At 36.0% G+C, this 15,501-nt stretch carries 11 protein-coding genes; 10 read left to right on the top strand and 1 reads right to left on the bottom strand.

Features of this window, described 5'->3' with window-relative positions:
* The first annotated feature begins 7 nt into the window (after positions 1–7).
* The 4 genes from EKM02_RS01500 (at position 8) to EKM02_RS01485 (ending at position 3,945) form a co-directional block, all read left to right on the top strand.
* On the top strand, positions 8–388 hold the full coding sequence (locus EKM02_RS01500; RefSeq protein ID WP_126451707.1) for a YchJ family protein: 381 nt from the start codon (positions 8–10) through the stop codon (positions 386–388).
* 89 nt (positions 389–477) lie between these two features.
* A complete protein-coding gene (locus EKM02_RS01495) occupies positions 478–1,596 on the top strand; it encodes a vWA domain-containing protein (RefSeq protein ID WP_126451706.1) in 1,119 nt (372 codons plus the stop codon).
* 81 nt (positions 1,597–1,677) lie between these two features.
* Positions 1,678–3,141: a magnesium chelatase gene (locus tag EKM02_RS01490; protein ID WP_126451705.1), complete on the top strand. Its 1,464-nt coding sequence runs from the start codon at positions 1,678–1,680 to the stop codon at positions 3,139–3,141.
* Positions 3,142–3,351: 210 nt separating this feature from the next.
* Positions 3,352–3,945, top strand: coding sequence for a 2OG-Fe(II) oxygenase (locus EKM02_RS01485; RefSeq protein ID WP_126451704.1), 594 nt, complete (start codon positions 3,352–3,354; stop codon positions 3,943–3,945).
* Between the two features lie 18 nt (positions 3,946–3,963).
* Here EKM02_RS01485 and EKM02_RS01480 read toward each other — a convergent pair whose 3' ends face one another.
* A complete protein-coding gene (locus EKM02_RS01480; protein ID WP_126451703.1) occupies positions 3,964–4,959 on the bottom strand; it encodes a metal-dependent hydrolase in 996 nt (331 codons plus the stop codon).
* A 173-nt stretch (positions 4,960–5,132) separates the two neighbouring features.
* Between EKM02_RS01480 and EKM02_RS01475 the strand changes: the two genes are divergently transcribed.
* From EKM02_RS01475 to EKM02_RS01450, 6 genes are all read left to right on the top strand, one after another.
* Complete coding sequence (locus EKM02_RS01475; protein ID WP_126451702.1) at positions 5,133–6,032, top strand: MBL fold metallo-hydrolase; 900 nt, start codon at positions 5,133–5,135, stop codon at positions 6,030–6,032.
* A 150-nt stretch (positions 6,033–6,182) separates the two neighbouring features.
* Positions 6,183–7,037 (top strand): EamA family transporter, encoded by an 855-nt coding sequence (locus tag EKM02_RS01470; protein ID WP_126451701.1) that lies wholly within the window; start codon positions 6,183–6,185, stop codon positions 7,035–7,037.
* A 1,018-nt stretch (positions 7,038–8,055) separates the two neighbouring features.
* Entirely contained in the window at positions 8,056–10,869 is a 2,814-nt protein-coding gene (locus EKM02_RS01465) for a TonB-dependent receptor (RefSeq protein WP_126451700.1), read from the top strand.
* Between the two features lie 66 nt (positions 10,870–10,935).
* Positions 10,936–11,922, top strand: a complete 987-nt coding sequence (locus tag EKM02_RS01460) for a metallophosphoesterase (protein ID WP_126451699.1) — start codon at positions 10,936–10,938, stop codon at positions 11,920–11,922.
* Between the two features lies 1 nt (position 11,923).
* Positions 11,924–12,979 carry a phytase gene (locus EKM02_RS01455; RefSeq protein WP_126451698.1) on the top strand — a complete coding sequence of 352 codons (1,056 nt, stop codon included), beginning with the start codon at positions 11,924–11,926 and terminating at the stop codon, positions 12,977–12,979.
* A 1,412-nt stretch (positions 12,980–14,391) separates the two neighbouring features.
* Positions 14,392–15,492 carry a Fic family protein gene (locus EKM02_RS01450; protein ID WP_234423131.1) on the top strand — a complete coding sequence of 367 codons (1,101 nt, stop codon included), beginning with the start codon at positions 14,392–14,394 and terminating at the stop codon, positions 15,490–15,492.
* Positions 15,493–15,501 lie beyond the last annotated feature (9 nt).

Genomic DNA, 15,501 nt, shown 5'->3' with positions numbered 1-15,501 from the left:
TCAAAGAATGATCAAAAACAAATGTTATTGCGGTTTCGATAAAAATTTCCAGGATTGTTGTGAGCCCATTATTAATGGAGTAAAAAAAGCGACAACTGCTGAGTCTTTAATGTGTTCCAGATATTCAGCCTATGCAACACATCAGGTAGATTATTTGTTGGCCACAACCCATATTACGGTGAGAAAGCAGTATTCAAAATGTGAAATTCTGAATTGGGCCACCTCAAATAAATGGCAGCAATTGGAAATTATAGAATCCACAGAGAACACGGTAGAATTCAAAGCTCATTTTTTAGACACCAAACTTCACAAACAAATTCATCATGAATTTTCTACTTTCAAACTTGAAAATGGATGTTGGTTTTATGTGGACGGACAATTTTTTTAGGTAGCTTTTTTTGGATTTTATCGTTTTTAACTAAAAATTAATAAATGTTTGTATAGCATACATTTTTTATTGGTGTAATTTTATTGGCTATGAAAAATGACACTAAAAAAGGTTTTTATTTCAAGCAATACGAAGCCCCTTTTCAGTCTCCGTTTGATAAGCTCTTTGGTATTTTCAAAGAATTAATTACACATACTTCAGGAGATTTTGATGAAGCAATCGACTGGTTGCGGGAATTGGACAAAGAATATAAACTCACTGATGAACACTACAGTATTGATGATTTTATTGAAGATTTAAAGAAAAAAGGATACATCCGCGATGAACTTAAAGAGGATGGCACTGCTGGAATTGGTATTACTGCCAAGACGGAGCGTGCCATTCGGCAACAAGCATTGGACAATATTTTTGGTAATCTGAAACGCTCCGGAAGCGGCAATCACAAGACTAAACATTCCGGAAACGGTGACGAACATACCGGGGAATTTCGGGAATTTCATTTTGGTGACGGACTCGAACGAATTTCCTTGACCGAAAGTTTACGCAATGCCCAAATCAATAACGGAATAGCAGATTTTATGTTGACCGAGAATGATTTAGTTGTTGAAGAAACGCAATATAAATCACAGATGAGTACCGTTTTGATGATCGATATTAGCCACAGTATGATTTTGTACGGTGAAGATAGAATTACTCCTGCCAAGAAAGTAGCAATGGCTCTTGCTGAGTTGATTACGACCCGTTATCCAAAAGACACTTTAGATATTTTAGTTTTTGGAAACGATGCTTGGACCATTGCAATTCGGGATCTACCGTATTTAAAAGTGGGTCCTTATCACACCAATACAGTTGCCGGTTTACAACTAGCCATGGATATCCTGCGCAGGAAACGAAACACCAACAAGCAAATTTTCATGATTACCGATGGGAAGCCAAGTTGCGTCCGCGAAAAAGATGGTTCCTATTATATGAACAGTAACGGACTCGACGAATATATTGTGGATAAATGCTACAATCAGGCGCAGCAAGCTCGAAAACTACACATTCCAATCACCACATTTATGATTGCGAATGATCCGTATTTGCAAAAATTCGTCAATAAATTCACCGAATCAAATCAAGGAAAAGCATTTTATACCGGATTAAAAGGACTGGGTGAAATGATTTTTGAGGATTATGAGACCAATCGTAAAAAGAGAATAAAATAGTAATTAGTCACAGTCTCAGTTGTCAGTTCGAGCGCAGTCAAGAACAAATTGACAGTTAACAATAATAATTTTAAAAGCAATATGAAAATAGAAAATATAAAAACTCTCGGAGAATTAAAAAAATCAGGTTACAAAAGTATAAACATCAAAGATGAGTTGCGTACGAACTTAAGAAATAAAATTAAATCAGGACAACCAACTTTTGAAGGTGTTCACGGTTTTGAAGATACCGTAATTCCGGAACTAGAACGTGCTATTTTGTCGCGGCACAACATCAATTTATTAGGGCTTCGTGGTCAAGCCAAAACCCGATTGGCACGCAAAATGATCGAATTGTTGGACGAATACATTCCGTTTGTGACAGGTTCCGAGATTAATGACGATCCGTTGCAGCCCATTTCTCGTTTTGCCAAAGATATTATTGAAACCAAAGGCGATGCAACTCCCATTTCCTGGCTACACCGAAGCGACCGTTTTTTCGAAAAATTAGCTACGCCGGATGTAACCGTTGCAGATTTGATTGGAGATGTCGATCCAATAAAAGCAGCAAATTTAAAACTGTCCTATGCGGATGATCGCGTGATACATTTTGGAATGATTCCAAGAGCGAATCGTTGTATTTTCGTTATTAACGAATTACCGGATTTACAAGCGAGAATCCAAGTAGCACTATTTAATATTTTGCAGGAAGGCGATATCCAGATTCGTGGATTCAAATTGAGAATGCCCCTTGATCTGCAATTTGTATTTACAGCAAATCCAGAGGATTACACGAATCGTGGGAGTATTGTAACCCCATTAAAAGACAGGATAGGTTCTCAAATCCTGACGCATTACCCGGAAACCATTAAAATTGCCAGAACCATTACAGAGCAGGAAGCAAAACTGGACGCCACACAAAATAATATGGTTTACGTGCCTTCGTTAGCGAGAGATTTATTAGAACAAATCAGTTTTGAAGCAAGAGAAAGCGAATATATTGATAACAAAAGTGGGGTGAGCGCCAGATTGAGTATTACCGCTTTTGAGAACTTATTAAGTACTGCAGAAAGAAGGGCTTTGAGATCCGGAATAGATAAAACAACGTTGCGATTGTCTGATTTTATGGGAATTATTCCTGCTATTACCGGAAAAGTCGAATTGGTTTACGAAGGAGAGCAGGAGGGAGCCGCCGCTGTAGCACAACATTTATTGGGCGATGCGATCCATACTTTTTTTCCTGCATATTTTCCAAAAATCGAAAAATTAGAGAAAGAAGGTGTCAAAAATGCCTACACGGATATCATCGAATGGTTTTTTGCCGAAAGTGGTTTCGAATTATCAGATGATTGTTCTGATGAAGAATACGAAAGAATATTAGAAAGTATTGTTCCTCTTGAAATTTTAATCAAAAAATACCAACCGCAACTGGAAAAAGAAGATAAATTTTTCATGAAGGAATTTATTCTTTGGGGATTGGTTGAATATAAAAAACTAAGCAAAGACCGTTTTTCTAAAGGGTATCAGTTCAAGGATATTTACGGAAGCTTTATTAGTAAATTGTAAATAACATACGTTTTTTGCACTATAAGTCATTTAAGGAATCACTATTGTGTCGTTCCTTAAATGACTTTTTTGTTTGAAAATTGATCTATTTTGGCGTTTTTTTCTAGAGAATAAAATAAGCGTCCCATTTATTTATTTCTTTATCGACGTTACTGATTTTTATTAGTCTACCTTGCCTCATTGATTGTCTAAGCAGTCAAAAAGAAAGACATGGAAAATAGCTTTGAAGCCTTGATTGCTACTTATATTGAAAATAAGGTAGGCATATCCGAACATTTTTTGAGTGCCGATTTAGCTAATAATCTAAAACAAAATTTGATTGTTTTAAACCAAAATAGTCTGTTGACGGAAGCAGGAATTGGCAACGCAGAAAAGGTTTCTTATGATGGTGCAATACGAAGCGATTCCATTTATTGGCTGGATAAAAAACACAACAACGCATTCGAAAATGAGTTTTTTGCTCAAATAGAAGCTTTTATTATTTATTTGAATGAAAGTTGTTATGCTGGAATAACAGGATATGAATTTCATTATTCGTTGTATGAATCGGGCGATTTTTATCTCAAACATTTGGATCAATTCAAGAATAATCCCAGCCGAAAATACTCTATGATCAGTTATCTGAACAGCAATTGGCAAGAAAGTGACGGTGGTGAGTTGCTGATTCATCAAGCTAATAACAATCAAAAGATAGCCCCAACTCAAGGTAAAACAGTTTTCTTTAAGAGTGACGAATTAGTTCATGAAGTTTTGGTCACTCAAAATACCAGAATGAGTATTACGGGATGGTTGAAGAGTGATTAATATTTCTAAAAAAAATACTCAGTTTCCCCTTATCCGCGTAACTATTTTTTGAAGTAATCGCTTTCCGTCCCTTTTGTCTTTCGGAACTTCAACCGCTTTTAGTTCTGTTTTGCTTGCAATAAATTGATAGCTGAACGCAAATTGAGGGTTTTTTGAATCGTCATTTAACAGTCCAAAGCGCAAATCATTGAAATATAAAGATTGATTTTTTTTAGAAATAATATACCAGCCTTCGCTCGCTTTTTTTAGTTTTTCAAAATCTGAATTTCCTTTTAGTTGCGATTCTAGAAATTTATTTTTGCTGTAAGCAGTAAATAAAATGGGTTGCGTGTCAAAAAGAGAGTAGTCGCCTAATGCGTAATTGTTTGCTGTGGCTGCGTTAGCGTTCCACAAAATGAGATTGAAAGCGGTGGGTTTTACGATAATTTCCGAATACTGAATTCCTTGTTTTATTAATGCTTTTTCAAATTGGTTCAAGGCATATACTTTGATGAAACAGGACAAAAGCAGATACGCAGTACTAATGGATAATCCTCTAATTATATATTTTTTGCGAAGTACTGCGTTTTTTGTTTTCCAAGTCACAATCAATGCAATAATTAATGGAATAGTGTACAACGGGTCAATTACAAAAATGGTTTTTAATGCAAATCTATAGTCTAAAGGCCATAAAATTTGTGTACCCCATGAAGTGAACATGTCCAGGAGCACATGGGTAAACAAACACCAAAACGCCATACGAGTTGCCTGAAAAAAGTTGATTTTGTCTCTTTCTATTTTCGAAATAATCCAACCCAAAACAGGCGATAAAAATAGAAAAAGAAAAAGAGAATGACTGATGCCACGGTGAATTAGGATTGCATCTACAGGATTTAAAAATAAACCTACTACAATATCTAAATCGGGAATTGTGCCCAGAATTGAACCATATAAAATTGTTTTATTTTTGAGCTTTTTGCCTGCGCATACTTCTGCAATGCCAATTCCTAAAGCAATTTGAGTAAAAGAATCCATTCTGTAAAAGTAGCTGAAATCAATAGATATCTTGATGACCAGTAGTAAATGTTTGGTGTGAATTACACTTTTTTATTGTAATTGAAAAAGTATCTTAAAATAAAACTATATCGATCTGAAGAGATTTTAAAATAAATATGTACTATCTTGTCCCATAATAAATAAACCAAGCTATGTATAAAATTCATACTATTGATTTACACTTTCAATCCGAAAAACATTCTATTGGTGCTTTTTTAATTGAAACCGGAAAAGGTCCAATACTTATCGAAACCGGACCGGAATCTACTTGGGAGTATCTTGAAAAAGGAATCCAGAAGATAGGGTATGAGATCAAAGATATTCAGCATGTATTCCTGACGCACATTCATTTTGACCATGCCGGAGCAGCTTGGAAATTGGCACAAAATGGCGCTAAAATATACGTACACCCCATTGGAATTCCACATTTAGCTAATCCGGAGAAATTATGGAATTCAGCCAAAATGATCTATACCGATAAGATGGAGCTCCTTTGGGGGAAAATGGAATCTATACCTGAGCAACAATTGATTGGGGTTACTGACGGTGATGTTGTAGACCTGGGAGATATTCAAATAAAAGTATGGTATACACCGGGTCATGCCGTGCATCATAATTCGTATCAAATTGAGGATGTGATATTTACTGGGGATGTGGCCGGAGTAAAAATAGGAGATGGTCCCGTTGTTCCTCCTTGTCCTCCCCCGGATATTAATATTGAATTATGGAAACAATCCCTTAAAAAACTAAAAGATTTAAAGCCTAGAGCCTTGTATTTAACTCATTTTGATTTGCAAAAAAATCCAGATGAACTACTATCAGGATTAGAAATAGTTCTGGATGATTGGGCTAGTTTTATCAAACCTTTTTATGACAATCAAACTCCGCCAGAAAGTATAGTTCCTCAATTTATGGACTACACCAGAAAGCAGTTTTTAGATAAAGGACTGGATTCGGATGAAATTCAAACCTATGAGTTTGCTAATCCAAGCTGGATGTCTGTAAATGGTTTATTGCGGTATTGGAAACTCAAAGAACAAGGAAGGATCTAAGATTGCCATAATTTGAGGGCTAAATTCTCTTTTTGTTCTACTGAAACCGGATGCGTACTATTCTTGGTCTGGAAATATTAGTTTCAATACTTTTATAAAAGAGCAAAAGGAAAGACAATAAATGGTAGTTTTACCCTCTAAAAATTCGCTATGCTATTTCTTGTTTTAAGTATTATTTGCAGTGTCACTGTGGGAGTGTTGTTTAAAGTGGCTCGCGGATATGAAGTCAGTCCTATTCAAATTGTTGCTTGGAATTATTTATTTGCGCTTATTCTTTGTTATTTCTTCTTCAGTCCGGATCTTACCAATATTGGCACTTTCGCACCTTGGGGAATTTATGTTCCTCTTGGGATTTTGTTACCAGCAATCTTCCTTTTTTTGGCGGCTTCAATCAAACAAGTAGGGATTGTAAAAACGGATGCTGCTCAAAGGCTATCTTTGTTTATTCCTATTTTAGCTGCTTGGCTGCTCTTCAAAGAGGATTTTACTATCCTAAAAATAGCGGCGCTTTTGGCAGCATTTCCAGCGCTGTTGCTAATCCTTGCTAAACCTTCTGAAAACACAAAAAATAAATGGGTCTATCCTGCAGTAGTGCTATTAGGATTTGGAATTATAGACATCCTTTTCAAGCAAATTGCCCTTCACACCACTTTGCCATATACAACGTCATTATTTGTAGTTTTTGGAATTGCGTTGTTTATTATGATTGGCGCTGTTATTTATAACGTGATGATAACTAAAGTCTCATTAAACTTCAAAAATATTATTTTTGGTGGTATGGTAGGTGTTTTCAACTTTGGAAACATACTCTTCTATCTAAAAGCGCATAAGACTTTCGCTGAAAATCCTTCAACGGTTTTTGCTGGTATGAACATGGGTGTAATAGTAATGGGAAGTCTTGTTGGGATTTTTATTTTTAAGGAAAAACTAACTAAAATGAATTTCGCTGGACTTTTCCTAGCTTTAATAGCGATCGTTTTAATCGTAATCTCGCAAATCATTTAAAGAATAAGTTGCAACTAAAAGAGTTTTCTTATACAATTTTTGGTTTTTTTGATTGCATTTAAGGCAAAAGTATCCGATCTAAAAACAGATCTACAGTCTAGTTAAAATTCCGTAAGAAAGGATTGCAGAAAAAGTGATTTTTTTTGCTTTTGAAAATGGGTTCTATCACCAATAAAAAGAGTAGGAGTTACTTCACTCCATTCCATCAGTAACAAACCAACTGCTTCTGCAATTCCCCCGCCCCGGCGATTACTATAGTATGATGCTTTTTCATATCTTAAAGTTACCTTTTTTATAGGCTTAGAATCTGTTTTTAGTACTTAATTTGACTTTTAGTGCATGTTATATCAATTATAGATTCAATATAATTCCATAAAAATCGAATTATTTTGTACTATATCGAGATTGTATTAATAATTTTTCGAATTAATTCACACTATTAAATAATTTAATTAACTGTTTTACAATAACTTATGAAAAAATATTTCTAATTTATTGTTAGAAAACGGCATCAGCACTGATTAAACCTTATTTTGCTTCTGCCAGATGATTATAAAATTGTAGCAAAATGTATGATTTTAATTTTTTAAGAGAAGAATCACACTTAAAAAATGTGACTTCGAATACTACAAACTAATGTTATTTTTAATGAACTATACGGATTTAATAATTGGACACAAAACAATAAAAGAGCTTCCCTTTTTTGCAATTTGTATCTGTAGCTTGATTTTTGCAATAAATCACATCCCTTTGTTGCAGATAAAAGTGTAATTATTGGACGTAATGGTCTTTTTTTATAGATTTTAAATTTATTATTATTTTCAAATTATAAATTCATAGATAGTTTTCTTAAAATTAGCTTAATTTTTACTACAACATCTTAATTTCTTACGTAAAAAAGAGCAAAAAGTTAATTAACTAGTCTTCAAGTACTGAAACCAATAGCCTAATCAACAGTTAACCTCTTCTTAATACGACTGCGTTTATATTAGCAATATTGTAAACAACAGTATATCTTATGAAAAAATTATTCTTATTATTTTTAATTTGTAGCATCAGCGAATCTGTATTTGCTCAGAAAAGCAGTATCGTTTCCGGTAAGATAACGGACACAAATGGTAATATTTCCTTGCCTTTTGCCTCTATAAAATTATTGAATGCAGCAAATCGAAATACGCTTTCCAATCAAATTGGAGATTATGAATTTTTGAATGTTCCTGCCGGAACCTATCAAATAGAAGTTCATTATATAGGGTATGCAACCCTAAAGCAACAAGTCGTTGTGTTGGAAGGCAAGAATACGATAGTGAATATGGTATTGTCCAGTGGTTCTGAAAATTTAAATGAGGTGATTGTAAAAGGAGACCGGATTCGAAGTCAAGCCAGAGCTTTGAATCAGCAAAAAAACAATAGTAACATTACTAATATTATTTCCTCCGATCAGGTAGGCCGTTTTCCAGATGCGAATATTGGAGATGCTTTAAAACGGGTTACGGGGATTACCATGCAAAATGATCAGGGCGAAGCCAGAAACATTATTGTAAGGGGATTGGCACCGTCTTTAAATTCAGTTACTATAAATGGGGATCGAATTCCGTCAGCTGAAGGGGATAACAGAAATGTTCAAATGGATTTGATTCCTTCGGATATGATTGCAACTATTGAAGTTAACAAAACCCTGACTCCTGATATGGATGCCGATGCTATTGGAGGTTCTGTAAATTTGATTACCCGTGCCTCTCCAAACGGAGAACGAATTTCGGCTACTATGGCCGGTGGTTTTAGTCCAATAAGAGATAAAGCCAATTATACGGCGGGATTGGTTTATGGAAACCGGTATTTAGACAATAAATTAGGAATGGTTGTCAGTGGTTCCTATAATAACAACACCTACGGTTCTGATAATGTTGAAGCGGTTTGGGTACGCGATGATTTTGATAATGTGTATGTCGAGGAATCTGATATCAGAATTTATAATGTACAACGCATCCGAAGAAGTGCGGCCATTGCTTTAGATTATGAATTTAATGAAAATAACCGAATTTTTGCTAATGCAATATACAATTGGAGAGATGACAGAGAAACCCGTTTTAGAACCCGTTATGATGATATTGCACCCATTTATGAAAATGAATCCATAACTGGTTTTACAGGAAGAGTTCGAAGACAGACTAAAGGGGGTATTGACAACAATCGCAATAAAAGTACTCGATTAGAAGATCAGCGCGTTCAGAATTATTCCTTAAAAGGAGAACATCTTTTGAATTCAAAATTAGATTTAGACTGGTCCGTAAATTATGCAACCGCCAGTGAATTTCGCCCTAATGAACGCTACCTTGAATTTGAACAGGAAGGATTGGCTTTTACGCAGGATTTAAGCAATAATAGACTGCCCTTGATTAGCACTAGCGGAGAAAATCTAAATCTATTTGCTCAAACAGCACTTTCAGAAAATAGAGACCGTACTGATGAAAGCGAATTGGGAGCCAAAGTGAATCTTCGATTTCCGTTTTCGGTTATTAAAGATCAAAAAGGAAGAATCAGAACGGGGCTTCGTGTCCGATTGAAGGATAAAGAAAGAAACAATATTTTCTATTCCTATACTCCTAACACTGCTTTTACTTTGGCAGATGTTCCAGCTACTTTTTTTGGAGGAAATGGATTTAATCCCGGAAGCCAATACGTTTCGGGTACGCAGGCTTCAGTTTCATATCTTAGCAATTTAGACTTAAATAATCCCGTACTTTATGGGCAAGAAGTCGATCCCTCTGAATTTTTAGCGGTCAATTATACTGCTAAGGAAAATATTTATGCTGGGTATGTACGATGGGATCAGGATTTTAATGATAAGCTTTCTATGATTGTGGGGGCACGTATTGAAACAACTCATATTGATTATACCGGAAACCGAGTTTTAGACGAATCAGAATTAGAAGGTAAAATTAATAATACTAATACCTATACGAATGTTCTTCCAAGTGTTGCTTTTAAATATGATGCGACCAAAGATTTAATTTTAAGAGCTGCATTTACGACTGCCTTAGCCCGTCCTAATTATTATGCATTAGCGCCATTTGTCAATAACATCGCTGCCGATGCGGAGATACAAGCTGGAAATCCGGAATTAGACGCTACCTTTTCTCATAATTTTGATTTAATGGCCGAAAATTACTTTGAGTCTGTGGGTTTGATATCTGCCGGATTTTTCTACAAAAACCTCAATAAATTCATTTATACCTACAGTGATAATCAGTATACTACGGCTGATTTTGCTAACGATTTTCCAACCCAATCCAATCCGGTACCCATGGGAGAAAACTGGAATTTTATCCAATCCAGAAATGGGGATAATGTTGCTGTTTATGGATTTGAATTTGCTTTTCAAAGGCAATTGGATTTTCTACCAGGTAAATTTTTAAAAGGTTTCGGAGTGTATGCTAATTACACCTATACGCAATCAGATGCCAAAGGAATTTCAGATGCAGACGGAAATGAAAGAAGTAATGTTAGTTTGCCCGGCACTGCTCCGCATATGATTAACGGTTCTTTGTTTTGGGAAAACAGTAAATTTTCGGCCAGAGCTTCTGCTAATTTTGCTGCAGATTATTTAGATGAGCTGGGTGCATCTGAATTCCAAGACAGCTATTATGACAAACAGTTTTTCCTGGATATGAATGTATCATATAAAATTACAAAAAGCCTTCGTATTTTTGCGGAAGCTAATAATATTACCAACCAGCCTTTGCGTTATTATCAGGGTACTTCTGAAAGAACCAAACAATTAGAATACTATCAGGCTAGATATAATTTTGGTGTCAAATTTGATCTTTAAATCTCATTAATAGTTAATAGCACTAAGTAATCAAGCATTATTTGGATGCTTTAAATCATAATTGTCATGAAAAAAATTCGAGTACTTACGATATCCTTGCTGCTTAGTTTACCACTCTTTGGCCAGGATTATTTATCAGAACAAAAATCAGGTTATACAGGAGGGTTTATTCCTGCATTAGAAATAGTGGACAAAAGTCTTAACTTTATTGTTATGGGAGATTTTGGTAGAAACGGACAGTATTTCCAAAAAGAAGTAGCCGATCAAATGGGGAAAGCAGCTATGACCTTAGGATCCGAATTTACACTTTCGATGGGAGATAATTTTTATCCAAATGGAGTACAAAGTACGCAGGACAGTCAATGGAATTCTTCTTTTGAAAACATATATACCAATCACAGTTTGTATGACAACTGGTATATAGCTCTGGGGAATCACGATTATAGGGGCAATATTCAAGCTCAAATTGATTATTCAAAAGTGAGCCGCAGATGGACTTTACCCGGTAATTATTATTCTAAAACAATAGCCTTGGAGGACGGAAATAAATTGCTATTAGTGGTCATGGATACGAATCCGTTTATAGATGGCTATTATAAAAAAGGATCGGATATGTATGAAAATATAATTGCTCAGGACACTTTGGCACAGCGAAAATGGCTGACTGAAACCTTAAATACAACTGATGTATCGATCAAATGGAAAATGGTCGTGGGGCATCATCCTTTGTATTCCGGTGGAAAACGAAAAGACAGTCCGGATACTAAATCTTTCGAAAAAAAATTCGCCTCTTTTTTTGACAAATATCAGGTAGATGCTTATTTGTGCGGTCATGAACATGATTTTCAAATCATAAAGCCTAAAGGACGCTATACCACTCAATTTCTTACAGGTTCAGCTTGTGAAGTAAGACCAACAGGGAAAAGAGAAGGTACGGTGTTTGCAGCAGCTGAACCTGGATTTATGACATTTTCTGTAACCGATACGAAACTTGTGGTTCAGGCAATCAATGAAAAAGGAATAGTACTATATAAAAAGGAAATCAAGAAATAAGATGAAAAAAATAGTCCTTGTACTCCTAAGTTTTGGTCTTTTGACTTCCTGTAAAGACAAACTAACGGCGATAAAAGAAAATGCGCTTAAACCTGCAGTAGTAACCCAAGCCACTCCTCACGATACTGATGACCCAGCCATTTGGATTCATCCTCATGATGCTCAAAAAAGTCTAATTTTAGGGACGGATAAAGACAGTAATGGAGCGCTTTATGTGTTTGATTTGAAGGGAAAAATAGTAAATAAGACGGACATAATGCGTAGACCTAACAATGTCGATGTTGCTTATGGATTGCAGATTGGAACTAAAAAAGTAGATATCGCTGTGGTTACCGAACGCGAAACCAATAAAATCAGAATTTTTTCACTTCCTGATTTAAAACCAATTGATAATGGCGGTATTCCGGTATTTGAAGGAGAAAAAGAACGTGACCCAATGGGAATTGCTTTGTATACCAGAGCAAGTGACCAGGCTATTTTTGCCATTGTAGGCCGAAAATCAGGACCTAGAAACGGTTATTTATGGCAATATCAATTGACAGCCTTCAAAAACGGAACGGTAAAAGCACAATTGGTTCGCAAGTTTGGGAGCTTTAGCGGAAAAAAAGAAATTGAGGCTATCGCTGTTGACAATGAGTTGGGATTTGTCTATTATAGTGACGAACAATTTGGAATCAAAAAATACCTAGCCGATCCGGATGTCAAGAATAATAAAGAACAGGCTCTTTTTGGTCAAAAAGATTTTAAATCGGACAACGAAGGAATTGCGATTTACAAAACAACGGATACAACCGGCTATATTTTGGTTAGCAATCAGCAAAATAATACGTTTATGGTATACCCGAGAGAGGGTTCTAAAGGCGACTCAAATGTGTATCCACTATTGGCAGAAATTCCAACTGCTACAGTTGAATCTGACGGAGCAGATGTGACGGCTCTGAATTTAGGCACTAGTTTTCCTAATGGAATGTTTGTAGCAATGAGTAACGGAATGACCTTTCATCTGTATGAGTGGAATCTCATTCAGGCCTTAATTGACAAAAAAAAGATAAAGTAAATAGAGTTTGGATTTAGTTACAAGGTCAATTGGTACTCTTCTTCTACGTATTGTGCTAATAATAAATTTTGCAATATCAAGTTCTCCTCTAGAAATAATTCTGTAGAATATTCTTCGGCTTGTTTCAAGTAAAAAGCTCGCTTGGCTTACACTAAAGAAATTTATTACTCGTACTATCGCAAGTTTAGAATTTTTGATAATCTCGGTCTGCTTGTCGTTTTGTGTGGTCTTTGACCGCCTTACGGTCGATTAAAAGCCGTAGGCGTTATTTTGATTAAATTTGCACCTCATTTATACCTCAAAATTTGAGGTATAAAAAATATTTTTTTGCCAAATTATGGCACACAGAGACACAAATAGTCACAGTGAGACACCTAAAGTGACATTTCTATGAGTACAAACATGAAGATTACGTGCATCCGTGAATGCTACAAAAAAGAACTTATCGCACGTAGAACAAGAACCCGCTATTATTTCTAAGCTTTAATGATCAGAAAATTTCATCAATATAACAAAATCTATAAATCGATGTTTAAGATTTTTTTTAAAAACTGCTGCCGAGGAAGTTATTGATTGATAGTATTAGATGTAGTTACAGCACAAATAGTTGGTGCTGCTGTTGTTGGTGCTGCTAAATAATTATATCGTTGTTCACCAATATGAAGTGTTTACGTTTTCGTGAACGTAAGTATAATTTGAACAAGATGAATGAGCAGGCAAATGTTGTATCTCTGATGATGATTCACAATCATCCTTTAGGAAACCTCACAATCATTATTAGCAAAAATATTGATTAATTTATTACATTTGCATTGTAGGCTAATTTACGCGCAACAATATAAGCTAATTTAAATACGACGCAATAGACTAATTTATGTGCGACACAATAGGTTAATTACGATGCGAAACTGGTAATCTTTTGCTTTTAAAAAATAGTAGGTAAATAATTCAAAAAAAAGAATAAATGGCGACACCTGGAGAAAAATTGGCGGCATCCCTTCAGACACTTCGTAATTTTCAGGAAGATCAGAATATTGTCGCAATAAAATCATCGGAAATAAACAGGACTCATAGAGCGTCTGATAAAAAATGGCTTCTTGAAGGGAGTATCCAGAGGTTGGTACATTGTATCAAATCCCCACGAAACCGCAGGTGACACTACTTCATGGTATACATCTTATTGGCAATTCTGTTCACGTTATCTCAGGGATAAATATGGAGAAGCCTACTGCATTTCAGCTGATCAGTCCCTCATGATACATACAGGAAATAGTACTGTACCTACACAGTTAATTATCCGTGCATTGCAAGCTTCAAACAAAGTCATACCATTGTTGTATAATACGTCATTACTGGAAATGAAGTCACCACTTCCATATATGCCCGATATTGTGGAGATAAATGGTATCAGAATGTTACCACTGCACTCCGCTTTAATAAACTGCTCTATAGCAATGTTCGAAAGGAATGCGGTCGATGTGCGGGCCGCGTTGGCACTGGTTCAGGATGCATCCGAAATTCTCGGCTCACTTCTCGAAGGCTCACATTCAGTAGTAGCCGGAAGGTTAGCCGGTGCGTTTCGAAATATCGGACGAGACCGTATCGCTGATGACATTTTGAAAACAATGAAAGCCGCTGATTACAATGTACGCGAAACAGATCCTTTCCAAAGTAAATCTCCTGTTGCTCTATCATTCAGAGAAAGATCACCCTATGCAAACCGTATCAAGCTCATGTGGGATGAATGGCGAAAAGTTGTTATAAAGTATTTTCCCGATGAACCAGGTCTTCCAAAAGACAAAGAAAAATACCTTGAAGCTGTAGAACAGATTTATGTCACCGATGCCTATCATTCCCTTTCTATCGAAAGATACGTGGTATCGGTCGAGTTGATTGAAAAAGTCCGCATTGGCGATTGGGACATCAAGGGGAATGAAAATGATGGAAACCACAGGAATGCAATGGCAGCAAGAGGTTACTGGCAGGCTACAAAAGCTGTAAAGAAAAGTCTCGGTAAAATTTTAGAAGGCGACAATGCAGGAAAAGTAGCTGACGATGACCATAGAGATTGGTATCAGGAATTATTTGCGCCCAGTGTGGCCGTTGGAATTTTAAAAGCTTCGGATTTGGCAGGATACAGAACCAATCAGGTCTATATTTCTAATTCTCTGCACGTACCTCTAAACAGAGATGCTCTGAGAGATGCAATGCCCACGCTTTTTGAATTACTCGAAAACGAAAGCAGTGCCGCAGTGCGTGCAGTGCTAGGGCACTTTATATTTGTGTACATACATCCCTATATGGACGGCAATGGCAGGATGGCAAGATTCCTAATGAATGTGATGCTGGCCTCGGGAGGATTCCCTTGGACTGTTATTCCTGTTCAAGAACGTGATCCTTACATGGCAGCTCTAGAAAGCGCAAGTGTGAGAGGTGATATAGAGCCCTTTACAATATTTCTTTCAAAACTGGTAAGTGAAAGCTTAAAGGGAAAACCAATCGCAACAATATAAATAGTTATG

This window comes from Flavobacterium sp. RSP49, assembly GCF_003968735.1.
Lineage (GTDB): Bacteria > Bacteroidota > Bacteroidia > Flavobacteriales > Flavobacteriaceae > Flavobacterium.
Note: the sequence above shows the minus strand (reverse complement) of the source record. Positions and strands in the feature narration are given on the sequence as shown.